The organism is Kribbella sp. NPDC049174 (assembly GCF_043197365.1).
Taxonomy (GTDB): Bacteria; Actinomycetota; Actinomycetes; order Propionibacteriales; family Kribbellaceae; genus Kribbella.
Window position 1 is genome coordinate 2,122,837 of sequence record NZ_JBICSZ010000001.1, and the last position, 23,921, is coordinate 2,146,757.

A 23,921-nucleotide genomic window follows, 5' to 3' on the forward strand; every position below is an offset into this window, starting at 1 on the left:
GCCTCACCTCACGCCCACGTTCCGTGCACGAGCGGCTGGTACCCGAAGTGCTCGAGCTCGTCCATACAGGCGATCGGCGCGTGCGCGGCGGCCCGGCCGTCGGCACCCGGTGCGAACACCTCGCCGGACAGCACCCGGCCGTCCCAGCCGGTCACCTCGCGGATGCTCTCGACGTACCGGCTCAGCCCGCCGCCGCGCTGGTAGTCGTTCTGCTTGCGGACGAACACGACGAAGTCGAGCGCACCGGCGATCAGCATCTGGGTGGCGTCCATCGGCAGCCGCTCCATCGCCTGGATCGCGTAGGTGCTGATCCGGTTGAACACCTCCATCGAGCTGTTCGAGTGGATCGTCGACAGCGAGCCGTCGTTGCCCTGGCTCATCGCGTTCAGCATGGTGACGATCTCGTCGCCGAGGACCTCACCGACGATCACCCGGCTGGGGTTCATCCGCAGCGAGCGGCGGACCAGGTCGGCCATGCTGACCTCGCCGACGCCCTCGGAGTTCGGCAGCCGTTCCTCGAACGCGACCACGTTCGGGTGCAGGTCCTTGAACTCGCCCAGGCCGAGCTCGAGCGAGCGCTCCACCGTGATCAGGCGCTCGTGCCGCGGGATCTCGTTGGCCAGCGCCCGCAGCAGCGTCGTCTTCCCGGAGTTCGTCGCGCCCGCGATCATGATGTTCTTCCGGGCCGCCACCGCCGACCGCAGAAACGACCCGACGTCGTCGGACATGGTGCCGTTGGCAACCAGATCGCTGAGGAACACCCGGCCCAGGCGGGCCCGCCGGATCGACACCGCCGGGCGCGCGGTGACACCCATGACCGCGGACAACCGGGAGCCGTCGGGCAGTCGCAGGTCGAGCTGCGGGTTGGCCGAGTCGAACGGACGGCTGGTCAGACCCGCGTGGGCGGCGAGCACCTGGATCAGCTCGACCAGTTCCTCGTCGCTCTCGGCGACCGGGCCCGGGTTCTCCTCGCGGCCGTCGCCGTACTGGACGAAGACCTGGTCGTAGCCGTTGATGTCGATGTTCTCGACGTCGGGGTCGTCGATCAGCGGCTGCAGCCGGCCGACGCCGAACAGCGCCGAGTGGATCGCGCCGGCGATCTGCGCGTCGTCGTCCGGGGTCGGCGGTGTCCGGCCCTCGGCCAGCTCGTAGCGGGCGTGGTCCTCGAGTACCTGGACGATCAGGGAGCGGGCGTACTCGCGCTCGTCCTCCGCGCTCATCGGAGGTACGCCGTTCACCTGGTCCCGGCGACGCTGTTCGTTCAGTCGCTCGGCGACCTGGACGCGCAGCTTGCGGACCAGTTCCTGGTCAGCGCTCATCGATCCCACTCCCCTGGTGGGAACGCCGCCTGCGCCATGTCGAACTCGTGCTGCGGCGGCGCCGCGACCAGCGCGGCCATCTCCGCGGTGATGTCGGTGGCGGACCGGATCAGCTGCGTCTTGTCCAGCCGGCCGTGACCGCGCCCGTCGAAGAACGCCGCACCGACCGGGTCGTAGGCAAGGTGCCACCGGTGCCGCACCGGCACGGACATCGCGTCCAGCACGGTCCACACCTGCTTGACCCCGTCACGCCGCTTCGGGTCCGCGACCACGACCACACCGAGCTGGGCGTCGACGTGGTGGACCAGTGACGCCAGTCGCTCGCGCAAGTGCGCCACCGACGAGCCGGTCGCCGTACAGACGAGAACGATGAGACGGGCGGACTGGATGACGGGCAACTGCGGGGACGTGGCGCCGATGCGTCCGCAGTCGGCCAGTACGTCGCCGTGCTGCATCTGGTTGAACGAGATGCCGAGTGGATGCCACAGACCGCCCATACCGCCGACCTGCTCGGGTGAGCGGACTCCGAGCATGACGTCGAGTCCACCGTCGAGCTGCTGGCTGTGCGCGAGGATCACGTCGTCGCTCAGGCCCTTACGGCTGGCGGCGGCCAGGCTGACCAGGCCGCGGTCCGAGTTCAGCGGCGCGCCACCCGGTGCGGTCATCCGGATCGCCACGTCACTGCCGGCCGGGTCGCACTCGGCCAGCAGCACCTGCCGCGGCCAGAGCGCGCCGAAGACGAGACTGGCGGTCGTCACCCCGGGCGAGCCCTTTGCGCTCGCCAGTGCCACCAGTGCCATCAACCGGCTCCGTCGGTGCGGGAGACCTCGGGCTTGGTGGCCGGGTTCAGCTTCACCAGGACCAGAGTCTTCCCCGCAGCGGCCGCCGCGACGGCGGTCGCCTTCTCGGTCGGGACCAGGACGGTCACGTTCAGAGTGGTGTTCGCGTTGGTCCGGACGTCCGCGACGGCCCCCGAGCTGGCGGTGACCTCGGCCGCCGTGACCAGCGGCGTGGCCGGCGAGGAGTCCTGGTTCGCGGTGGGAACGCGGATCACCGAGACGATGTCGCCGACACCGATCCCGTCCGACGGCGCACGGCCGCCTTCGAGGCTCAGACCGACCAGCGCACCACCGGGCGGAATGGGCTTGTCGGCGGTGAAGTTGTCCGGCGTGACGAACTGGTCCTTGAAGAGCTTGGTCGTCGTGTACTGGCCGAGGTACTTCTCGGCCTCCGACCAGGGGATCAGGCTGCCGGTCGCGCCGGCGAGGTCACCGCGGGACAGGTCCTTGCGGTCCAGTTTGTGGCCGGGCCCGATGTCGTTGGCGATCGCGACATAGTCCGACCGGTTGCCGCTGTTCACCGCGATCAGCGCGGAGCCGGCCGCGCCGAGCAGGATCAGGATCACAGCGAGGGCGGCCAAGGCGGGGCGGCGTTCCCGGCCACTCGGCAGGCGGTTTGTACCACTGCCTGCCGATCTGCCCGCTCCGCGGGTGCCTTGGGAGGAAGTACGCGTGGAGGACGAGAGACTCACGCGCCCTACCGTAATGGCAGGTAGGTGCCATCCGGGACGGGAGGCCAGCGCCGTTACCGGCTCGCGACCCGCTCCCGCTCCTCCGAGGTCAACAGTTCGGTGAAAGCGCCCGGGCCGCCGTACAACTGGTCTAGATAGCTAAAGAGTCCCCGCAGCGCGAGACCGAGTTCCCGCTGCCATCCGTCGGTGCTCTCCAGCTGTGCCGCGAGGACCCGTCCCTCGGCGAGCGTGACGGCCGCGTTGACCGGCTGCACGAGGCGCTCACCGTCCTCATCCGGTACGGCGGACCGGCCGCGAACCCGCCGTACGACCTGGGCCAGCGCGGACCGCTCCGCCTCGGCCGGGATCCGGTCGAATCCGAGGGAACCGTGGAGCTGGTCGAGGTAGTCACACAGAGCGAGAAACAACTCGACAGCGTCGTACTCCGGGCCGGTCGTGACCACGTGCCGCAGCTGGGCCACCATGCTCCGCGCCTCGGGGACACTCCACGCGGACGAGCCCAGCCGGTCGGTCATGTGACGATCGTAGGAGCCGGAGCAGGCGTAAATCGTTAACAGGCTGGGTGATCTGAGTGGCTGGCTGGTAACCCAAAGTTTGCTAACGTCCAGACCTTGAGGTCTCGGTGACAACTGGTGATCACCGAGGCACGATCGGGAGGGGGTGGGTCGGCTGACGACCCCTTTTGTCACCGCCCCGGACTCGGTGTCGCGCGCCCGCGCGGCGATCGGGACCGCCTTGGGGATCGTCTCGCCGTCGGCCGTCCCTCTGCGTGACGGCAGAGTCTGGTTGACCGGCCGGCAGGACATTCTGCCCGCCCACGTCGTCCGGGCGATGGAGACGCAGCTCAGTCGCCGGGCCGTGGACCTGGCCAGTGACGATCGCATGCTCGCCGAAGCCGTCGCCGTGCTGGGTGCGGAGATTGCCCGTGTCCACGGCGAGTCGCCCGAGACAGGCGCGACCGACGCGCTCGACCGACTGCTGCACACGCCCGGACTGGACCAATCGCGTCGGACCGAGGGCGAGGCGATGCTCCGCCTCGCGCTGCGGCTGGCGGCGCAGGAGTCCGAGGATGCGGCAGCGCGGCTCCGGTCCTTGCCGGGCGAGACGAGGGTGCCCGTCGCCACCGAGATCGTCGCGGCCTCCCAGCGGATCAGCCAGGACGCCGGTCTGCTCACCAACACCAACCAGTCCGGCCCGGCGACGAGCCGCACCGGGCGCCACCGGGCCCAGGTCGGCGTGAGGCACCGCCGACAGACACTGACCCGAGAGGTCCCCGGGACCAGTCTGTCCGCCGGCCAGTCCGGTCTCGACGCCCGCCAGAGCGAGCTGGCCGCGCTCGCGGCGCTGACCCGCCTCGGCGAGGATGATCTGGGGTCGTCTGTCACCAGTCGACCGGCCGTCGACAGTCAGTCCGGCCTCGCCGCCATCACGCTCTCCTCCGGCGACACACCGCAGTACTTCCGGGTCGAGGTCTCGCCGACAGTCCGTGGTCTGGCCGCGCAGGGCCGGCTCCGCTCGGGGACGGCGAACGACCCGCATGTACTGCGGATCAGGCCGGGACTGCCCCCGCACCAGTACGGCCAGGTGTGGATCCATCAGCTCAGCCTGATGGCCCAGGAGCAGCAAGCCGCCCAGGCCGGCCAGTCGACAGGGATCCTCCGCAGGCTGCGATCGGCGGTCAGCCAGGAGCGGCTCAACCGGCGGACGAACGCCGACCTGGCGGTCTACCGGAAACTGTCGACGGACTGGCAGTCAGCCCGCGAGGGCCGGCCGAACGGGCCGCTCAGCGTCGCGGAGCTGGAACGCGACATCGAGGGCCTGGCCGTCGCGATCGAGCACCGCAGCGGCACCAACCCGGAACGGCCCTGGGCGAACGATTCGACCTACTCCCCCGCTGCCGCCGTCGAAGGCCTGGCCGCCGAGCGGGCGATCGCCGCGGCCAGCCCCGAGCCGAGCAGCCCAGGTCACCTTCGCCGGCAGGTCGTCGAGCAGATCGCGTCACTCGAGTCCACCGTCACCGATCTCAAGGGCAAAGCCGACGGAAAGTCGGACAGCGCCGCGGCCGCGGTCGACCTGGCCACCAGCAAAGAGGACCTGGCCGCGGCCGAGGACCTGCTGCAGGACCGTGGCGCGCCGGAGCGAGCCCGCCGGCTGCGGGTGGAGGCGGTTGGCGCCCTCGCCAAGGCACGCCGCCATACCGAGATGGCGGATGCCTACCGGCAGGCGGCGAACGAGGCCGGCAAGGCACTGGCCGGCTACCAGGCGCTGCTCGGCCGGCTCGACGACCCGAACCACCAGCCGGCGCAGATCGCCGAGCTGGCCCGAGAGGCGGCCGAGCAGACCGGCGCCTACCAGGCGAGCCTTCGCCAGGCCCTGCCGGTCGACCACCTGGAGACGGGTGTGCCGACCGACCAGCAGCTGAACCTACCGGTCGACGAGATCAACGCCATGCTGGCCGACAACCAGAGCGGCCAACAGATCGCCAACCGGGGCCCGGTCCCGGTGCCGGGTGCGCAGTACCGCCGGCTGTTCTCCGACGGCATGGTCTTCACCGTCGGAGGCAACCCCGACGACGACGTCACCAAGGTCACCCAGGTCCGCCTCCGGATGAAGGTCCGCGACCTGACCGAGGTGACCGGCCTCGACTACACCGTCACCGAGCAGATGTCCGGCACCCTCGGTGAGGGCGGCCAGAGCAACTCCATCACCAGCAACCACTCGTCGAGTGTCAGCTACGGCGTCGACCTGCAGCCGTTCATGGTGCTGGCTCCGGAGGGCAGCGCGGTCCGCGCCGCGTCGCAGGTGTTCTCACCCCGCGTCGACATGACCACCGGCCGGACCGAGAGTGTGACCGCCGGCGCGACCGCGCACGGTCAGCTCGGCTGGGTCGATGTGTTCAAGGGCGAGTCGGTGCCGTACAGCTGGACCGGCGAGTTCGAGATCGAGGTCCGGAACTCCCCCACCGAGCCGTGGTCACCGGCCCGAACCGTCCCGGCCGGCGAGCAGCTGACCTGGGTGCCGAGCCCGTACACAGTCAAGGCGCCGACCGAGACGGTCACGCTGGAGCAGCTCGGCCGGGGCGACGAGCGCACCGACGAGTTTCCCCGCCACACGGTCACCCGGATCAGCGGTCTGCACGGCATCAACGACGACCTTGTCGCCAAGGTTCAGGAGAAGTTCGGTCGGCTCGACCGGGTCGGGTACGACCACATCAGCGAGCTCGTCACCGAGGATCCCTACCGGTTGCTGGGCGAGGCGGCCAAGCCGGGCGGCCTCAGCCGGACCATCCCGGTCGGCGGCGAGTCGGAGTACGAGCTGACCCTGGAGGTCGAGCCGGTCTGGAGCACCGCCAAGCTCACCGGTGCGTGCAGTGCGGAGATGGGACAGGAGAAGGTCCAGGTCGACTTCGCCGGCTTCAACGCGAGCAGGGTCTCCGGCACGTCGCTGTCCGGTTCGGCGACGGTGGCCTACCCGGGCCGGCCGCTCGACCCCGCGCAGCCGGTGCCCGGCTACCTGCCCAGCCCGACCGCGCTGAGCGACCTCCGTTCGTCCACCGCGGATCTGTCGCCCAACGTCTCGGCCGGGCGGAACGTCTCGCGCCAAGGCGGGCAGAACCTGAGTACGACGGCGATCACGCCGGTGGTCGACCGCGACATGGCCCCGACTCAGGGCGTCCTGGTCGACCTCAAGGTGACCGCGACGCTGCGCAAGATCCGCGATCCCAAGGCGGATCCGATCGTCGTCACGAAGACCTGTGAGGCGAAGCTGCGGCTGACAGCGAACCGGCTGTTGCGCGCGGGCGCACCGGCCGGCAAGGACGTCGTACTGCGTGATGCCGACAACGAGGTCCGGACCGACCAGCGCGGGCGTGCACTGCTGCTCGGTGACGCCGAGCCGCCGACCGGGCCGCAGACCATGCCGCCCTGGCACGGCACCGGTGAGAACCAGTTGCGTGGGCCGGGCAAGTCACTGCCCGAGGAGCTCGAGGGAGTCGACGACGCCCGGCAGCAGGCGCTGACCAGCCTGAGCAAGATGGGTCTGGTGCCGCCGCTCGACGCGAACTTCCAGCCCCGCTGGGACAAGCTGCCGTCGGATCGACGGCGCCGGGCCGGACAGCTGGCGAACTACGACCGGGTGATGGAGGACGTCACCGACTACCGGATCGTGGCCGGGATGAACACGGCGTGTCAGTCCGGCCTGGTGGTCCCGCTGGTCGACCACCGCACCGGCCACGCGCCGCGCACCCGCTTGTTCCGGTTGTCCACCACGCAGGACTTCGACGACGTCACGCCCGCCGGCACCACCCCGTGGAGGTTCATCGCCCGGCTTGGCATCAGCTCCCGGGCCAGCCAGCAGACCTCCGGCCGGTCGAAGGCGGTGCCGATCTCCGGCGGCGTCGGCCTGGGCAACGGCCCCGCCGAGGGGCAGTCCGGCCTGGCCGGGAAGCTGGGTCTCAAGCTGAGCCGGAACGCGATCGGGCGAAGCTTCAACTGGAGCCTCGGCCGCCGGATCAACCGGGTCACGCTGAACGAGAGCACCGGCGAGGTCGACAACCTCCGCCAGGGCATCCGGATCACCTTCGCCGAGATGACCGACCAGGGCGACTCCGAACCGCTGGCCGACGTCCGCGGCAGCGTCGTACTGCCGTACGACAGCTCGCTGACCAGGGCCGAGGCGCCGGTGTTCGCCGCCGATCCGAAGCCGCCCCACCAGGATGCGGTCAGCCGGTCGATCCCGGTCGCGGTGGACGCGGGCAACCCGGCCGACCGGCTGTTCAAGGCCGTGGACGCCATCCGCGCGGACACCACCGGCTTCCTGCAGCTGCACACCGCGCTGTCACCGGAGAGCCTGGTCTCCAACACGGAGTGGCTGAACGGCAGGTACGAGCTGCCCCTGGTCATCACGCCGGCACCGGCGAACCCGGCCCAGGCGCTGGCGGACCGGACACTGCTGCCGCAGGAGTTCAAGGTCGTGCTGCGCAGCAAGGTCGTCAGCCAGACGTTCGCCGCGATCAACGACCAGAACACCGCCAACATCAACTTCACCATGAACGACGCCGGCTTCTCCTCCGGCACCTCGGCCTCCGGCGGGATCGGGGCCGAAGCCGGCGGCGGACTGGTCGACGCGGACAAGTCCGCGCTCAGCGCCAAGCTGGGGGCCGGCCGAACCGGCGGTACGTCGCAGTCGACCAGCACCTACCAGACGACCGGCGAGGAACGGCTGCGGGTCAACGACGGCGTCCACTACGAGCTGATCGAGCGGCACGAGCTCGTGGCCGACATCATGCAGGGTGACAAGGTCGTCCAGACCGTGCCGCTGCAGGACGCGCTGGTCCAGAAGGCGATGCCCGAGTTCTCGGCTCTCGAGCTGTACGGACGTGATCAGTTCGATCTGCCGCTGCCGATCGCGGCCGACGTGGCCGAGCGATACCTGACCGGCAAGGTCGACCTCAGTCCCCGGACGGCGGCCGGCTTCGTCCGCCGTTACAAGCAGGAGAAGGCCGGCGTGACCACCGGTCTCGCCGCCGAGCACACCGACGAGCGTCTGAACGCCAAGGTGCTGGACAGGACCGGCCTCCCGGCGTCCACCGCGCCGACCCCCGAAGAGCGCCTCGCGGACACCCTGGTCCGGACCCAGCAACTCGTCGACACCCGGCGCGTCGTTGGCCTGCCGGAGCAGTACGACGACGCTCTGGCCTCGAGCCAGCTCTACACGATCAAGGTGGAGGGACAGGACCAGGACGTCGATCTGATCCCCCAGCTCAAGCAGCAACTCGACGAGGTGGCACCCGGACTGCTGGCCGCCGACCCACTGCTCGCGCCGATCCTGGACGTCGACCTCGCCGCGGACAGCTATCAGGGTCAGCTGGTGAACATGCTCGGCCCGCGCGGCTACACCACCCCGATCGAGGTCCCGGTCGAGGGCCAGGCAAACCCTGACCTACTGCTCGTCACGGTCAAGGCCCGCTTCGAGGGCGACGTCACCGTCGACGGCGGCCCCGGCCTCAGCAAAGCGGCCGCGATCGGCCTCGTCCAGAAGTACAACTACGTGGGGCGGGACCGCTCGGTCGGCCACACCACGACGTACTCCGGCAGCGCGGAGCTCAAGCACGAGGACGGCGCGGGCGGTGCCCTGTCCGGTGGTGCCGGCACCGACCGGATCCGTGCCGTCACGGCCGGCAGCGGCGAGCAGAACACCAGGCTCGACCGGACCGGCGACTTCGACCTGACTCCGGTGCACCGGACGATCGTCTTCACCACCGAGGTCAAACGCATCCACAACGCGGGCGCGGCCGCGATGGCGGGCGTGCAGTGGCGGCTCAACCGGACGATCCCGGCCGCGCAGACCACGGCTGCCGCGCCGGTGGAGCTGCGTGCCGAGCTGACCGCGTTCGTTCCCCGTGGAGTGGTGAGCGATCCGCCGGTCGCCGCGGCCCAGCAGGCCGCCGAGGAGTTCCACCCCGAGCATCGCGTCGCCGACATGCCCGTGAGCGCCCCGGTCGAGTCCATGCGCCCGTACCGCAAGGGCGCGGAGCGCACCGACGAGCTGTACAACCGGCTCACCGGCCAACTGGCTCAGCTCCGCGAGTTCGGGCCGCGCGGCCTGGCGCAGTACGAGGCATCGATCGGGACCCAGCTGCAGCCGACCGCGCTGGAGGCCAAGTTCAGCGAGCTGATCAGCGAGCGCGGTCTCAAGCTGGAGCCGATGGCGGGCACCGGCAACGGCCGGTCGACGTTCGACGTCCAGGTCAAGGCCAGGCGGCTCGGCTGGCAGCTCATCGGCAAGCCGGTTCCCGGCCAGACCGGCCTGGTCCAGCGCGACCAGGACCAGGTCAAGGTCTCGACGGCCGGGAACGAGCTCATGCCGGTCACCGCGACCGGTGGCGCCAGCGGCGGCATCGTCTCGGTGAGCGGCTCGGTCGGCGATCAGGTCAAGGTGCAGTCCAACGCCGCCCGGGGCACCCGGCTCGAGACCAGCGCGTTCCGCAACAGCGACATCGTCGTCGTCCGGGTCCCGGTGAGCTATGACGTCACCATCGACGAGGTGACGGACAAGGGTCGTGGCACCCCGCAGACGAAGGACACGACGTTGCTCAAGGACGCCGCGGCCGCCGAGTTCTACGTGAAGATGCAGTACCACGAGTACCTCGAGGGTCTGCTGCAGATGGAGACCGGCGGCGACGTCTCGCTGGCCGGCGCCCGGCTGCAGGCGGAGCCGGAGAAGCTCGGCAAGCCGGGCCTGCGGATGACGGAGTACGGCCCCGACGGGGCGCACCAGCCGTACCGGCCGCTGCTGGCCGCGCTCGAGAAGGCCAAGATCGACCGGACCACGGTGATCCTGGCTGTTCAGGACCGCGACGGCAAGATCCAGCAGCTCTACCAGGCATTCGAGGACGGACGCCTGCAGGGCGTCAACGACGGCGGCTTCGCCACCGCGTTCGCCACCCTGGACCGGAACCTGGTGCTGATGGCCGAGGGCCGGGTGGATCTGCGGGAGCTGTTCAACACCTCCGAGCCGGGCGGCAACTTCAGCACCAAGGTCGCGGCCGCGCTCGAGGAGAGCGGCGTACCGACCGCCATGCTGAAGGGCCTCACCCACTCGACGGCGCAGCGCCAGACCACCCCGGCACCCGCCCACGCCGCCAAGCAGCCCAGAGGCGGTGTGGCGGCCGGCCGGACCATCACACCGACCGCGAGCGGCCCGTCCCTGACGGGTCCGTGACGGCGCGACACGACGAGAGGGACTCCTATGGCGTTCGCGGTGGCGCGGACCAGGGACGAGGCGCACCTCTACCTGGAGCTCCATCCCTGCCCCAACTGCGGTTCGATCGACACTCCGTGGGAGCACGGGCTGGCCGACGTGGAAGGCGAGCTCGCGATCAGCTACGACGGGATCTGTCCCGGCTGCGACGTGGAACGGCAGTACCTGTTCGGCCTGCCGGCCCGCGAGACCAGGGCGGTCGGCTGGCCGACGTTCGGCGGTCCGGAGCCGTCGGAGCTGCTGGATCCGGGCCAGTGGATGGACGTGGCCGACCGGGCCGCCGCCGAGGTCCCCGCCGATCCCGTCGCGGCCGGTAAGGTGCTGGCCGTCGCCGTGGCCGCTGTGGACGAGGTGGTCAAGTTCGTGCCGGCCGGGCAGGACGCCGTACCGGAGGAGGAGTTCTGGACGCCGGAGGGCCGGTCGGTCCGGGACGCCGATCCCGGCCGGTTCCGGCTGGACCGGCTACTGGTGGTCCGCGACACCTACCGCGAGCTGGCTGCACAGACAGGAGCGAGATAACCGATGCTGACCGCAAGGACGCTGGCCGAGGCACAGGTCTACGTGAGCCTGACGACGGCCGCCGACCAGGCCGCGCCGGCCGTCGAGCCCGCGCCGATCACCCCCGGTGCGAACCTGACCGAGGGTGCCGACGCCTGGACCCTCGCGTCGCCAGCCGGTGACATCGCGATCGCGTACGCGTCGGAGGAGGCGGCCCGCACGATCGGTGCGCGGTTCGGGCTGGGGGTGTCACAGCTCATCGACGCCGCCCAGTGGGCCGTGGTGGCGGCGACGTACGGACGCCGGGCGCTCGAGGCGGACATGGCCTACACGGGCGGTCCGGATCAGGACCGGGACAGTGTCGAGCTCAACTGGGAGTTCGCCGCGGATGCGGTCGGCGAGGCGATCAAGTTCCTGCCGGACGGCGCCGACGCGGTGCCGGACGAGGGCGTGTGGTCCGAGTTCGGCCGCCAGTCGCGCGCGCAGAACCCGGAGCTGGTGACGCGCGCGAAGCTGACCGACGACCTGGAGTACTACCGGGGCACGCTGGCGGACTTCCGCGCGCTCTACGGCTCCTGAGGATCAGTCAGCTCGATCCGGATCGCGCGGGCGTCCACACCGGCCTGCTCGAGCACCTTCTGCTTGGGATCCGGTACGCCGAGGAACGGCGGCCGGACCAGTCCCACCAGCTCCTTCAACCGCGGGTCCTCGAGCACGGTGTCGACCGCTCGTCGGTCTCCCCCGCACACCAGCGCGTCCAACCGCGCCGGAGCCAGGATCCGTACGGCGACCTCCGTCGCAGCCGCGAACGCCTCGCGGGCCTGGTTGTCGCGCCGCCGCGCATACCGCTGCTGCGACCACCCTCCGGCCTTCGTCGTCCCCTGCACGTGACGCGACCCGACCTTCGAGTCGACAAGCTTGCCCCCGGCAAACACCCCGGCCCCGTAGCCACCCCGCCGTACCAGCAGGACACCGAGACGGTGGTCAGCGAGCACGTGCGCGATCAGCCCTTCCCGGCTGAGGTCCGGCAGCGGCGCGTACGGTACGTCGACGACGGCCAGCGAGCCGTCTTCTGCTGTCAGCCTCACGCTGGCCGGCGTCACGTCGTACGACACCGAGCCGTGCCGTTCGGCAAAGCCGGTCAGCCAGCGGTCGAGCCGTTCGGGCGCCACGGAGACGATGCGCGTCACGCGTCGGCTCCCTCGGCCAGGGCCGCGCGGACGATGGCCCGGGCCGAGGATTCCATCACTTCTGCGGCGTCCGCCCGGGTGAGTCCCGCGACGTCGACGAGCCAGACCAGCGCCTCGATGCCGACCGCGCTGCGGACGGCGATCGCGAGCCGGTGAACGGCTGCCTCGGACAACCTGTCCCGGGCCGGCGCGAGCGCGTCCTCGAACCAGCCGATCGCACGTCCTTGCCGCAGCGGCAGCTGATCCGGCTGCGTGGACGGCTCGAGGGAGAGCCGAAGCATCGTGCGTTGCTGCGGTTCGAATTCCAGCAGGCTCTCGATGAACGCCCGGACGACCATGAGGAGCCGCGTCTCGGGATCGTCACCGCTGTCGGCCGGCAGCAGCGAGGTCAGCTCGACCTCCGGGTGGGCGGCCGCGAGCAGCTCCGCTTGACTGCGGAAGTACCGGTACGCCGTCGTCCGCGAGATCGATGCGGCCGCCGCGGCCGCCTCGACGGTCGGAGCCGAGCCGCCCTGCCTGATCAGCTCACGCGCGGCGGCGATCAGATCGTTCCGCGTGCGCTGCTTCTGCCGGGTCCGGCCGGACTGCTCGTACGCCGTTGACATGGCATACACGGTACCGTACTTTCGTAATGGGACTCCAGTCCCATAAACGGGAGGGGTGTTCGACATGGCGACACTGGCTGCGACGGTCCGGGACCGCGGCGAAGGCGAACGACGCTGGTTCAGCGGTGGCGGACTGCACACCTGGCTGGCCACCGCGGAGGAGACAGGGGGCGCCTTCCTCCTCTTCGAGTTCACCGCCCAGCAGGGCAAGGTGACGCCGGTTCACATCCACCCCGCGTCGGACGAGACGTTCTACCTGCTCGACGGCGAGATCCAGCTCGATCTCGACGGCAAGCGGCGCAACCTGTCCACCGGCGGAGTCGTGGTGATCCCCCGCGGTGTGCCGCACGCCTTCATGGTGGTCTCGCCGACGACCCGGTTCCTGACGCTCCAGACGCCGGGCACGGACGAGGCGTTCTACCGGCTCGCCAGCGAACCGGCACTCGACGGAAGCCCGCCGATCCCGGTCGACTTCGACCGGATCCGGGTCGCCGCCGAGCAGACCGGCGCGATCCAGATCGTCGGCCCACCGCCGTTCTGAGCAGGCGAAAGCCCGGGCCACCTGACCCGGGCTCTCACTTGCCGGAACGCTCAGACGTTGAAGCCGAGGGCGCGCAGCTGCTCGCGGCCGTCGTCGGTGATCTTCTCCGGGCCCCACGGCGGCATCCAGACCCAGTTGATCCGGAAGTCGTTGACCAGGCCGTCGAGCGCCATCCGGGTCTGGTCCTCGATCACGTCGGTCAGCGGGCAGGCCGCCGACGTCAGCGTCATGTCGATGATCGCGGTGCTGGTGTCGTCCACGGTGATGCCGTAGATCAGGCCCAGGTCGACCACGTTGATGCCGAGCTCGGGGTCGACGACATCCTTGAGCGCCTCGTTCACGTCCTCGACCTTGGCCGGCTCTGTACCAGGCTGAGCCGCAGCCGTCAGGTCGACCTCGGGCAGCTCGATCTTCTCGTCGGTCTGATCAGGCATTGCTCACTCCTTCTTTCCGCGCGAGTGCCTGGGCGGTCGCGTCCCGCCAGGCCGACCAGCCCAGCAGTGCGCACTTCACCCGGGCCGGGAACTGCGCGACGCCGGCAAACGCGACGCCGTCCTCAAGAACCTCTTCGTCCGGTTCGACATTCCCCCGGCCCTGCATCAGCTCGAGAAACTTCTCGTACGTCGCCATGCCCTCGGCGACCGGTTTGCCGATCACCAGGTCCGTCATCACCGACGTCGCGGCCTGGCTGATCGAGCAGCCGACGCTCTCGTGGGTCACGCCGGTCACCGTGTCGCCGTCGAGCTCGACCCGCAGCGTCACCTCGTCCCCGCAGGACGGGTTCACGTGGTGCACCTCCACGTCGTACGGCTCCGCCAGACCCGCGTGGTGCGGGGTGCGGTAGTGGTCCAGGATGATCTCCTGGTACAGCGAGTCCAGCTGCATCAAGCCACCTTGAAGAAAGAACGGACGAAACCGAGGCCCTCCACCAGCGCCTCGACCTCTTCCGGGGTCGTGTAGAGGTAGAAGGACGCCCGTGTCGAGGACTGTACGCCGAACCGCTCGTGCACCGGCCGCGCACAGTGGTGCCCGGCCCGTACCGCGATCCCGCGCGTGTCCAGCACGGTCGCCACGTCATGCGGGTGGACGCCGTCCAGCTCGAAGCTGATCGCGCCACCGTGATCGGTCGCGTCGCTCGGACCGAGAATGGTCAGCCCCGGGACGGTCTTCAGCCCCTCGAGCGCGTACTCGACGATCGCGTGCTCGTGGGCGGCGATCTTGTCCATCCCGATTCCGGACAGGTAGTCGATGGCCGCACCGAGACCGACCGCCTGGGCGATCGGCGGCGTTCCGGCCTCGAACCGGGCCGGCGGCGCGGCGTACGTCGAACCGGTCATCCGGACGACCTCGATCATCTCGCCGCCACCCAGGAACGGCGGCAACGAGGCGAGCAGGTCGTAGCGGCCCCAGAGCACGCCGATGCCGGTCGGGCCGACCACCTTGTGGCCGGTGAAAACCAGCAGGTCCGCGCCGAGCGTGGAGACGTCGACCGGGAACTGCGGCACCGCCTGGGACGCGTCCACGACGACGGTCGCACCGACCGCGTGCGCCTTGGCGGCGATGTCGGTGATCGGGTTGATCGTGCCGAGCGCGTTCGAGACCCAGGTCAGCGAGACGACCTTGGTGTTCTCGGTGATCAGCTCGTCGACGTTGCTCAGGTCGAGCCGGCCCTCGTCGGTGACGCCGAACCACTTCAGCGTCGCGCCGGTCCGCTCACACGCGAGCTGCCACGGGACGATGTTGCTGTGGTGCTCCATCTCGGAGATCACCACGACATCGCCCGGCTTGAGCGAGGCGCCGAGGGTGTGCGCGGCCAGATTGAGCGCCTCGGAGGCGTTCTTGGTGAAGACGATCTCGTCCCGCGACGGAGCGCCGAGGAAGGCCGCGACCTTGTCCCGGCCGCCCTCGTACGCCGCGGTCGCCTCGGCGCCGAGCTGGTGCATGGCCCGGGCGACGTTGGCGTTGTGCTTCAGGTAGTGGTCCTCGATCGCCTGGACCACCTGACGCGGCTTCTGCGACGAGTTGGCCGAGTCCAGGTAGACCAGCGGGAACCCGTTCGCGAGCTCGCGGGAAAGGATCGGGAAGTCCGCCCGGACCGACTGCCAGTCCAACGGACTCTGAAAAGAATCAGTCAGGGGACTGCTGAACGTCCGGGAGGCATTCATGCCTTCGCGCCTGCCTTGAGGAAACGCTCGTAGCCGTTGGCCTCGAGCTCTTCGGCCAGCTCCGGCCCGCCCTCTTCGGCGATCCGGCCGTCGACGAACACGTGCACGAAGTCCGGCTTGATGTAGCGCAGGATCCGCGTGTAGTGGGTGATCAGCAGGACACCCTTGTCACCCTGCTCCGCGAACCGGTTGACGCCGGTCGAGACGATCCTCAGCGCGTCGATGTCGAGGCCGGAGTCGGTCTCGTCGAGGATCGCGATCTTCGGGTTCAGCAGCTCCAGCTGGACGATCTCGTGCCGCTTCTTCTCACCACCGGAGAAGCCCTCGTTCACGTTCCGGGTGCCGAAATCGGGGTCCATCTCCAGGTCGCCGAGCGCCTTGTTGACGTCCTTGACCCAGGTGCGCAGCTTCGGCGCCTCGCCGTCGATCGCGGTCTTCGCGGTCCGGAGGAAGTTCGCCACCGACACGCCGGGCACCTCGACCGGGTACTGCATCGCCAGGAACAGGCCGGCCCGGGCGCGCTCGTCGACCTTCATGTCGAGCACGTCCTCGCCGTCGAGGGTGACGGTGCCGCTGGTGATGTTGTACTTCGGGTGGCCGGCGATCGAGTACGCCAGCGTGGACTTGCCGGAACCGTTCGGGCCCATGATCGCGTGCGTCTGACCGGCCGCGATGGTCAGGTCGACGCCGCGCAGGATCTCCTTCGGGCCGTTCTCGGTGTCGACCGACACGTGCAGGTCGCGGATCTCGAGTGTCGCCATGAGGTTTTCTATCTCCGTCGCTTTACAGGGATGCCATCAACTAGCACTGTTCAGGGGGTTCTTGACGTCGACCATCACATCGTCGCCGTCCAGCCGGACCGGATACACCGGCACCGGGTCGTACGCGGGCAGGCTGGTCGGCTCGCCGGTGCGCAGGTCGAACCGGGATCCGTGCAGCCAGCACTCGATCTCGCACTCGCCGACGTCACCCTCGGACAGCTGGATCTGCGCGTGCGAGCACTCGTCCCGCACCGCGAAGAACTGCCCCTCGCTCTTCACGACCGCGACCTCGACACCACCGACCTCCACCGGGACGACTCCTTCGTCCGGTACGTCGGTGACGGCGCAGGCGCGCTCGAAGCTGTCGCTCACTGCCCCGCGACCGCCGTGATCTGCCCGGTGGCCTTCGCCGCCGCAGCACTCAACTCTGCCGTCCGGGCCAGCTTCTCCTCGATCACGTCGTGCAGGTGCTCGGCCACCTCGGGGACGCCGAGCCTGCCGATGATGTCGTTGAAGAAGCCGGACACGACCAGCCGCCGGGCCGCGTCCTCGGGGATCCCGCGGGCCTGCAGGTAGAACAACTGCTCGTCGTCGAAGCGGCCGGTCGCCGACGCGTGCCCGGCGCCCTCGATCTCGCCGGTCTCGATCTCCAGGTTCGGCACCGAGTCGGCGCGGGCGCCGTCGGTGAGCACCAGGTTCCGGTTCAGCTCGAACGTGTCGGTGCCCTCGGCCGCGGCCCGGATCAGTACGTCGCCGATCCAGACCGAGCGGGCGTGGTCACCGGCGAGCGCGCCCTTGTAGAGCACGTTGCTCTTGCACTGCGGCGCCTCGTGGTCGACGAACAACCGGTTCTCGTGGTGCTGACCGGACTCGGCGAAGTACACCCCGACCAGCTCGGCGTCGCCGCCGGGACCGGCGTACCGGACGTTGGTCGAGACGCGGACGATCTTGCCGCCGAGGGTCACCACGACGTGGTGCAGCCGCCCGTCGCGGCCGACCAGCGCGTCGTGCTGGGCCAGGTGGATCGAGTCGTGGTCGCCTTGCTGGATCGAGATGACCCGCAGGTCGGCGCCGTCGCCGACGACGATCTCGACGTTGCTGCCCAGCTCACCGGCGCCGGTGTGATCGATGATCACGATGGAGCGGCTGTGCCGGGCGGCGTCCACGATCAGGTGGGTGAAGCCGCGGGCGCCGAGGCTGGCGACGTTCACGTGGATCGGCTCGGCCAGCTCGGCCTCGACCGGGATCCGCACCGCGAGCGCCTCGGCCGCGTGGGTCCAGGCGACGGCCGCGGCGCGGTCCTGCGGCGTGCCGACCTTCAGCGAGTCGGCCGCGACGGTCTCGAACACGACACCGTCCGGGCCGGACGCGTCGATCTTCGGGGTCTCGGTGCCGGCCTCGTCGGCGAACAGAGCCTTGAGCGCCTTGACCGGGGTGAAGCGCCACTCCTCCTCGCGCCCGTGCGGCACCGGGAAGTCGGCCACGTCGTACGACGTGGGCCGCTCGCTCCGGGCCTGGAGCGGGACCGGCGAACCCGGTCCGTGGGAGTGCGCCTTGTTACCGGTGGCAACAAGGGTTTCGGTGGCGGACATCAGCCGACGGCCCCTTCCATCTGCAGCTCGATCAGTCGGTTCAGTTCCAGCGCGTACTCCATCGGGAGCTCGCGGGCGATCGGCTCGATGAAGCCGCGGACGATCATCGCCATCGCCTCGTCCTCGGCCATGCCCCGGCTCATCAGGTAGAAGAGCTGGTCGTCGCTGACCTTGGACACGGTCGCCTCGTGTCCCATCGCCACGTCGTCCTCGCGGACGTCGACGTACGGGTAGGTGTCCGAACGGCTGATGGTGTCGACCAGCAGCGCGTCACAGCGCACCGTGGACTTGCTGTGGTGCGAACCCGGCGCCACCTCGACCAGACCTCGGTACGACGTCCGTCCGCCACCGCGGGCCACGGACTTCGACACGATCGAACTGGAGGTGTACGGCGCGTTGTGCACCATCTTCGAACCGGCGTCCTGGTGCTGGCCCTCGCCGGCGAACGCGACCGACAGGGTCTCGCCCTTGGCGTGCTCACCCATCAGGTAGACGGCCGGGTACTTCATCGTCACCTTGGAACCGATGTTGCCGTCGATCCACTCCATCGTCGCGCCGGCCTCGCAGGTGGCGCGCTTGGTGACCAGGTTGTAGACGTTGTTCGACCAGTTCTGGATCGTCGTGTAGCGGCAGCGGGCGCCCTTCTTCACGATGATCTCGACCACCGCGGAGTGCAGCGAGTCCGACTTGTAGATCGGCGCCGTACAGCCCTCGACGTAGTGCACGTAGGCGTCCTCGTCGACGATGATCAGGGTCCGCTCGAACTGGCCCATGTTCTCGGTGTTGATCCGGAAGTAGGCCTGCAGCGGGATGTCCACCTTGACGCCCTTGGGCACGTAGATGAACGAGCCGCCGGACCAGACCGCCGTGTTCAGCGAGGCGAACTTGTTGTCGCCGACCGGGATGACGGAGCCGAAGTACTCCTTGAAGAGCTCCGGGTGCTCGCGCAGACCGGTGTCGGTGTCCAGGAAGATGACGCCCTGCGCCTCCAGGTCCTCACGGATCTGGTGGTAGACGACCTCCGACTCGTACTGCGCCGCGACACCGGCGACCAGGCGCTGCTTCTCCGCCTCCGGGATGCCGAGCTTGTCATAGGTGTTCTTGATGTCCTCGGGCAGCTCTTCCCAGCTGGTGGCCTGCTTCTCGGTCGACCGGACGAAGTACTTGATGTTGTCGAAGTCGATCCCGGACAGGTCGGCACCCCACGACGGCATCGGCTTGCGGTCGAAGAGCTTCAGACCCTTCAGGCGCAGGTCGAGCATCCACTCGGGCTCGTTCTTGAGGGCGGAGATGCCCCGCACCACATCGGCGCTGAGGCCGCGCTGGGCGACCGCGCCAGCGGCGTCGGAGTCGGCCCAGCCGTACTGGTAGTTGCCGAGGCCTTCCAGTTCGGGGTGAGCGGTTTGCGTCATCGTGCAGTCCTCGCAGATTCGCCGTCGGTTACGGGGGAACTGGGCGCAGCCTGGGGGCCGGGGATATGCCCAGGAATATGTGTAGTGCAGACACCGTCGCCGTGCGCGATGGTGGCCAATCTCTGGACGTGCTTGCCGAGCAACCGGGCGAACGCCTCGGTCTCGGCCTCGCACAACTGGGGGAACTGCTCGGCCACGTGGGCGACCGGGCAGTGGTGCTGGCAGAGCTGCTCTCCGTGCGCGGCCTTCGCCGTGGAGGCGGCATAGCCGTCCGCGGTGAGCGCCTGGGCGAGCACCTCCGCCTTCTCATGCTCGGGAGCCTTGTCCAGCAACTCCCGGTACCGCTGCTCCACCTCGGCGACCCGCCGTCGGGCGAACTCCGAGACCGCCTCGTCACCGCCGGCCTCGGCGATGAACCGCAGTGCGGTCGCCGCCAGGTCGTCGTACGCCTGGTGGAACGCGTGCCGGCCGGTGTCGGTCAGCACGAAGACCTTCGCGGGGCGGCCGCGACCACGCGGGCCGTAGACCCGCTCCTCGCGGGACTCGACCAGCCCTTCCTCGAGCAGGTGGTCCAGATGCCGGCGAACCGCCGCCGGGGTCAGCTCCAGGCGCTCCGCGAGCACCGCGGCGCTGGACGGACCGTTGGTCAGGATCGACCGGGCCACCCGGTCCCGGGTGGACTCGTCCCGCGTGATTCCAGCAACAGCGGAGGCGCCCGCGGGCACCGGTCCGTTCGTCACAGGAGTTTTCACAACATCAGTGTCGCGTAATTCCCGGGGGCCTTCAAATAAGGCTGCCCTAACCGGTTCGCGCGCTCACGCGGGGTATCAGGACCGGGCGTGAGCGACGTCACGTTCACCCGTTCTCTATGCTGCCGTTGTGCCAGTCGCGGTAGAGATCGACAACCTCGTCGTGCGGTACGGCGAGAAGGCCGCGGTGGACGGTCTCAGTCTCACCGTAACCGGCGGCACGGTGACGTCCGTGCTCGGCCCCAACGGGGCGGGCAAGACCACCACCGTGGAGAGCTGTGAGGGCTTCCGCCGGCCGGAATCCGGACAGGTCCGGGTGCTCGGGCTGGATCCGATCGCCGACCACGACGAACTGATGCCGCGGATCGGCGTGATGCTGCAGGAAGGCGGCGCCTGGTCCGGCGTCCGGGCGCTCGAGATGCTCCGGTACGTCGCCACGCTGCACACCCACCCCTTGGACATCCCGGCCCTGGTCGAGCGCCTCGACCTCGGTACCTGCGGCCGGACGCCGTACCGGCGCCTGTCCGGCGGCCAGAAGCAGCGGCTCTCGTTCGCGCTGGCGATCGTGGGCCGGCCCGAGATCGCGTTCCTGGACGAGCCGACGACCGGGCTGGACCCGCACGGCCGGCGGGAGATCTGGCAGCTGATCCGCGATCTACGCGCCGACGGGGTGACCGTCGTCCTCACGACCCATGCGATGGACGAGGCCGAGCAGTTGTCGGATCAGGTCCACGTGGTGTCGGCCGGCAAGGTGATCGCCTCCGGCTCCCCGGACTCGCTGACCGAGCACGGCACGAAATCGCTCGAGGACGTCTACCTCGCACTGACCGCACCGCCGAAGCGGGAGCCCCGATGAGCAGTACGACGTACGCCCCGCGACCAGGCAGTGCGCCCTGGCCACGTAAGGTGTTGGCCCATGCGCGGATGGAGTTCCGGCTGCTGATCCGCAACGGCGAGCAGCTGTTGCTGGCACTGGTGATCCCGCTGGGCCTCCTCCTCTTGCTGGGCGGCACGGGCCTCGGCAACCGGCTGCCGCTGGGCGATGGCGCGGCGATCGACGACGCGGTGCCGCGCGTGCTCGCGCTGGCGGTGCTGTCGTCGTCGTTCACCTCGCTGGCGATCGCGACCGGCTTCGAGCGGCGGTACGGCGTGATCAAGCGGCTCGGCGCCTCTCCCCTGTCTCGCACCGGACTGCTGGCCGGGAAGATCGGCGCGGTCCTGGTGGTGCAGCTGATCCAGCTCGCCGTACTGATCGGGACTGGCTTCGCACTTGGCTGGAACCCGACCGGCGGGATCGATGCCGTCTTCGGTGTGGTGCTGATGGTGCTTTGTGGGACGGCTGCCTTCGCGTCGCTCGGTCTGCTGATGGCCGGCGTACTGCGGGCCGAGGCGACGCTGGCCGCGGCGAACCTGCTGTATCTGCTGCTGTTGGTCGGTGGTGCGGTGCTCACACCGGTCGACGAATACCCCGAGGGCATGCAGGGCGTCGTACGCCTGTTGCCGAGCGCCGCGCTGGCCAACGGCCTGGCGAACTCGACCATCGAAGGTGTCATCCCCTGGGCCGCGGCGCTGTCGCTGGCGCTGTGGGCGGGGGTCCTCGGATACCTGGTCTCCCGGACCTTCCGGTGGGACTGAGCGTGCGCTTCTTTAGAGTGTGCCGGTGATGAGCACGGAGACCCCACCCCAACAGACCGCACCAGTCACTGGCTTCTGGCGACTGGTGCCCGAGCCGAGCCTGGACGTCGTCCGGCGCTGGGGCTGGGCGTCGGTGGTGGCGAACATCGGCATCGTGGTGACCGGCGGACTGGTCCGGCTGACCGGCTCCGGCCTCGGCTGCCCGACCTGGCCGCGGTGCACCGACGAGTCGTACGTGCCGCACAGTGCGCTCGGCATCCACGGCGCGATCGAGTTCGGCAACCGGATGCTCGGCTTCGTGGTCGCGGTGATCGCGATCGGCACCTGGCTCGCGGTGATGCGGTACCGCCCGGTGCGCAAGGACCTGCGCCGGCTGGCGACGGCCGCCGCGCTCGGCGTGCCGCTCCAGGCGGTGATCGGCGGTGTCAGCGTGCTGACCGGGCTGAACCCATGGATCGTGTCGGCCCACTTCCTGGTCTCACTGGTGATCATCACCTTGACCGTCTCGCTGATGCGGCGGTCCCGGACGAGTCCCTACCCGCACACTCCGCCGGTGGTTCGCGCCCTCGCGACCGGTTGTGTGGTGGCGGTCTGGCTGGCCGTTGCTCTCGGCACCTTGGTCACCGGGGCCGGCCCGCACTCGGGTGATCCGGAGACCGGACGGAACGGGTTCAACGAGGAGCTGATCAGTCAGCTGCACGCCGACGTCGTGTTCGGGCTGCTCGGGATCTCGATCGCCCTGGTGATCGCGACCCGGGTGACGGCGACCTCGCGGACGCTGCGGAAACTGGCTGCCTGGCTGCTCGCGATGGAGCTGCTGCAGGGAGTCGTGGGCTTCACGCAGTACTTCACCGGACTCCCCTGGGTCCTGGTGCTCATCCACATGTTCTTCGCCGCGGTGCTGATCGCACTGGTGACCGCTGTGTACGGCGAACGCGGTACGCCGGCCACCTAGGTAGACCCGGAGCGCCAGGCCCGGTGAGTAGACCTGACGCCCCGGGTGGCCTCAGCGTTTCGCCACTACCTGGTACACGGCTCCCGGTCCGAAGAGCGGCGAGGAGACGTACACCTTGCCCCGGCTGCTGATCGCCGTACCGCCCGGAAGGATGAGCTTGCCTGGGGCAAGCTCCTTCTTGTACCCGGCCTTGTGCCACTTGCCCGGGAACTGGAGGTACAGCGAGCCGACGGCCGAGCCGCCCAGCTCCCACTGGAACCAGCTGACCTTCGCCAGCTCGACGACCGCGAGGGTGCCCTTCGGACCGCCGGCCAGGTCGACGATCGACGTGTAGCCGTCGGCGTAGCGGGTGCACTTGCCCTTGTACGGCTTGGCCGGGTCGCAGACCGCGCCGACCGAGCCGGGCTTGATCCGCCAGATCTGCGACGTCTTCGGCGTCGCCGGGAAGCCACGGAGCTCACCGACGTACCAGTAGCCGTCCGAGCCGACCGTCACCGATGTGGCGACTGCCTCGGCCACCATCGGGGTCCCGGCCGGTGGTGCCGACGTGCCCAGACCCGGGGGAACCTTGACCGTGCGCGGCTTCAGCCGGGCGACCGTCTTGATGTGACCGTTCGGCCAGACCCGGAGCAGGTCGTTGCCGGCCGCGTCGGCCACCAGGACCGTACCGTCCTTCAGCGCGGCGACACCGAACGGGTTGGACTCCGTCGGCGGGCCGTCCTGCTGGTTGTCCGGATCCGGATCCGTCAACTGGTACTTGCCGATGTCGGCGATCGCCAGCGGCGCCTTGCCCGGACGCAGCTTGTACAGAGTCGCGCTGCCCGGCGGCAGCGGCTGGCCCGGCTCTCCGCCGGCGCCGGTCAAGGCGTACGTGACGCCCCACTTGTTGGTGTCGATCGCCGGTGCGAATCCACCCGGCACCTGGCCGAGCTTGCGGATGACCTTGCCGTTGTGCGCCCACGCCTCGTAGACCGAGCCGTCGCCGACGCTGTAGATGATCTTCCCGCCGAACGTGGCGACACCGCGTGGATTGACCAGGCCGGAAATCACTGGTTTGACCGTGGTGCCGGACTTCTTACTGCCTGCGTCGGCCGGTGCGGCCACCAGCATCGACCCGGCGAGTGCCAGCGCTGCGACCGCGGCTACACGTGTTCGTACCCCCACTGCGAACCCCCTGTATCTGTGCCTCCCCAGGTGTGGAACCCCC

General features: G+C 69.6%; 22 protein-coding genes. 7 read left to right on the top strand and 15 right to left on the bottom strand.

What is annotated here, in order from left to right; translation table 11 throughout:
• Positions 1 to 8 precede the first annotated feature (8 nt).
• From ACGFIF_RS10015 to ACGFIF_RS10030, 4 genes are all read right to left on the bottom strand, one after another.
• Positions 9 to 1,319 carry a CpaF family protein gene (locus ACGFIF_RS10015; RefSeq protein WP_393153447.1) on the bottom strand — a complete coding sequence of 437 codons (1,311 nt, stop codon included), beginning with the start codon at positions 1,317 to 1,319 and terminating at the stop codon, positions 9 to 11.
• Positions 1,316 to 2,119: a hypothetical protein gene (locus ACGFIF_RS10020; protein ID WP_393153449.1), complete on the bottom strand. Its 804-nt coding sequence runs from the start codon at positions 2,117 to 2,119 to the stop codon at positions 1,316 to 1,318. Before ACGFIF_RS10020 ends, ACGFIF_RS10015 begins: the two co-directional genes overlap by 4 nt.
• On the bottom strand, positions 2,119 to 2,739 hold the full coding sequence (locus ACGFIF_RS10025; RefSeq protein WP_393153451.1) for a hypothetical protein: 621 nt from the start codon (positions 2,737 to 2,739) through the stop codon (positions 2,119 to 2,121). The genes ACGFIF_RS10020 and ACGFIF_RS10025 overlap by 1 nt, the downstream gene beginning before the upstream one ends.
• A 164-nt stretch (positions 2,740 to 2,903) precedes the next feature.
• Positions 2,904 to 3,365 carry a hypothetical protein gene (locus tag ACGFIF_RS10030; protein ID WP_393153453.1) on the bottom strand — a complete coding sequence of 154 codons (462 nt, stop codon included), beginning with the start codon at positions 3,363 to 3,365 and terminating at the stop codon, positions 2,904 to 2,906.
• A 145-nt stretch (positions 3,366 to 3,510) separates the two neighbouring features.
• Between ACGFIF_RS10030 and ACGFIF_RS10035 the strand changes: the two genes are divergently transcribed.
• The 3 genes from ACGFIF_RS10035 to ACGFIF_RS10045 are packed head-to-tail and all read left to right on the top strand — an operon-like array spanning position 3,511 to position 11,688.
• On the top strand, positions 3,511 to 10,572 hold the full coding sequence (locus ACGFIF_RS10035; RefSeq protein WP_393153455.1) for a hypothetical protein: 7,062 nt from the start codon (positions 3,511 to 3,513) through the stop codon (positions 10,570 to 10,572).
• Between the two features lie 27 nt (positions 10,573 to 10,599).
• Positions 10,600 to 11,130 (top strand): hypothetical protein, encoded by a 531-nt coding sequence (locus tag ACGFIF_RS10040; RefSeq protein ID WP_393153457.1) that lies wholly within the window; start codon positions 10,600 to 10,602, stop codon positions 11,128 to 11,130.
• A gap of 3 nt (positions 11,131 to 11,133) precedes the next feature.
• Positions 11,134 to 11,688 carry a hypothetical protein gene (locus tag ACGFIF_RS10045; protein ID WP_393153459.1) on the top strand — a complete coding sequence of 185 codons (555 nt, stop codon included), beginning with the start codon at positions 11,134 to 11,136 and terminating at the stop codon, positions 11,686 to 11,688.
• Here ACGFIF_RS10045 and ACGFIF_RS10050 read toward each other — a convergent pair.
• A complete protein-coding gene (locus ACGFIF_RS10050) occupies positions 11,676 to 12,299 on the bottom strand; it encodes an acVLRF1 family peptidyl-tRNA hydrolase (protein WP_393153461.1) in 624 nt (207 codons plus the stop codon). The genes ACGFIF_RS10045 and ACGFIF_RS10050 overlap by 13 nt on opposite strands.
• Positions 12,296 to 12,904: a TetR/AcrR family transcriptional regulator gene (locus ACGFIF_RS10055; protein WP_393153463.1), complete on the bottom strand. Its 609-nt coding sequence runs from the start codon at positions 12,902 to 12,904 to the stop codon at positions 12,296 to 12,298. Before ACGFIF_RS10055 ends, ACGFIF_RS10050 begins: the two co-directional genes overlap by 4 nt.
• Positions 12,905 to 12,968: 64 nt before the next feature.
• On the opposite strand from ACGFIF_RS10055, the gene ACGFIF_RS10060 reads away from it, so the two are divergent.
• Positions 12,969 to 13,445, top strand: a complete 477-nt coding sequence (locus tag ACGFIF_RS10060) for a quercetin 2,3-dioxygenase (protein ID WP_393153465.1) — start codon at positions 12,969 to 12,971, stop codon at positions 13,443 to 13,445.
• Positions 13,446 to 13,495: 50 nt separating this feature from the next.
• Here the strand turns inward: ACGFIF_RS10060 and ACGFIF_RS10065 are convergent, their stop codons facing one another.
• The 8 genes from ACGFIF_RS10065 to ACGFIF_RS10100 are packed head-to-tail and all read right to left on the bottom strand — an operon-like array spanning position 13,496 to position 20,070.
• Positions 13,496 to 13,879 (bottom strand): metal-sulfur cluster assembly factor, encoded by a 384-nt coding sequence (locus ACGFIF_RS10065; RefSeq protein ID WP_393153467.1) that lies wholly within the window; start codon positions 13,877 to 13,879, stop codon positions 13,496 to 13,498.
• A complete protein-coding gene (gene sufU, locus ACGFIF_RS10070; RefSeq protein ID WP_393153469.1) occupies positions 13,872 to 14,330 on the bottom strand; it encodes a Fe-S cluster assembly sulfur transfer protein SufU in 459 nt (152 codons plus the stop codon). Before sufU ends, ACGFIF_RS10065 begins: the two co-directional genes overlap by 8 nt.
• Complete coding sequence (locus ACGFIF_RS10075) at positions 14,330 to 15,610, bottom strand: cysteine desulfurase (RefSeq protein ID WP_393153471.1); 1,281 nt, start codon at positions 15,608 to 15,610, stop codon at positions 14,330 to 14,332. The genes sufU and ACGFIF_RS10075 overlap by 1 nt, the downstream gene beginning before the upstream one ends.
• Positions 15,607 to 16,371, bottom strand: coding sequence for a Fe-S cluster assembly ATPase SufC (gene sufC, locus ACGFIF_RS10080; RefSeq protein ID WP_393153473.1), 765 nt, complete (start codon positions 16,369 to 16,371; stop codon positions 15,607 to 15,609). Before sufC ends, ACGFIF_RS10075 begins: the two co-directional genes overlap by 4 nt.
• Positions 16,372 to 16,407: 36 nt before the next feature.
• Entirely contained in the window at positions 16,408 to 16,743 is a 336-nt protein-coding gene (locus ACGFIF_RS10085) for a non-heme iron oxygenase ferredoxin subunit (RefSeq protein ID WP_393153475.1), read from the bottom strand.
• Positions 16,740 to 17,963, bottom strand: a complete 1,224-nt coding sequence (gene sufD, locus ACGFIF_RS10090; RefSeq protein ID WP_393153477.1) for a Fe-S cluster assembly protein SufD — start codon at positions 17,961 to 17,963, stop codon at positions 16,740 to 16,742. The genes ACGFIF_RS10085 and sufD overlap by 4 nt, the downstream gene beginning before the upstream one ends.
• Positions 17,963 to 19,375, bottom strand: a complete 1,413-nt coding sequence (gene sufB, locus ACGFIF_RS10095) for a Fe-S cluster assembly protein SufB (protein WP_393153479.1) — start codon at positions 19,373 to 19,375, stop codon at positions 17,963 to 17,965. Before sufB ends, sufD begins: the two co-directional genes overlap by 1 nt.
• Positions 19,372 to 20,070 (bottom strand): helix-turn-helix transcriptional regulator, encoded by a 699-nt coding sequence (locus ACGFIF_RS10100; protein ID WP_393153689.1) that lies wholly within the window; start codon positions 20,068 to 20,070, stop codon positions 19,372 to 19,374. Before ACGFIF_RS10100 ends, sufB begins: the two co-directional genes overlap by 4 nt.
• Positions 20,071 to 20,254: 184 nt before the next feature.
• Here ACGFIF_RS10100 and ACGFIF_RS10105 point away from each other — a divergent pair, with 184 nt between their 5' ends.
• From ACGFIF_RS10105 to ACGFIF_RS10115, 3 genes are read left to right on the top strand one after another with little or no spacing between them, the layout of a single operon-like run.
• The gene (locus tag ACGFIF_RS10105) at positions 20,255 to 20,980 is read left to right on the top strand and encodes an ABC transporter ATP-binding protein (protein WP_393153481.1); all 726 of its coding nucleotides are present in this window, start codon (positions 20,255 to 20,257) and stop codon (positions 20,978 to 20,980) included.
• On the top strand, positions 20,977 to 21,759 hold the full coding sequence (locus ACGFIF_RS10110; RefSeq protein WP_393153483.1) for an ABC transporter permease: 783 nt from the start codon (positions 20,977 to 20,979) through the stop codon (positions 21,757 to 21,759). Before ACGFIF_RS10105 ends, ACGFIF_RS10110 begins: the two co-directional genes overlap by 4 nt.
• 28 nt (positions 21,760 to 21,787) lie before the next feature.
• Positions 21,788 to 22,714, top strand: coding sequence for a heme A synthase (locus tag ACGFIF_RS10115; protein WP_393153485.1), 927 nt, complete (start codon positions 21,788 to 21,790; stop codon positions 22,712 to 22,714).
• 51 nt (positions 22,715 to 22,765) lie between these two features.
• On the opposite strand, the gene ACGFIF_RS10120 is transcribed toward ACGFIF_RS10115, so the two are convergent.
• On the bottom strand, positions 22,766 to 23,878 hold the full coding sequence (locus tag ACGFIF_RS10120; RefSeq protein WP_393153487.1) for a ScyD/ScyE family protein: 1,113 nt from the start codon (positions 23,876 to 23,878) through the stop codon (positions 22,766 to 22,768).
• Positions 23,879 to 23,921: the final 43 nt, after the last annotated feature.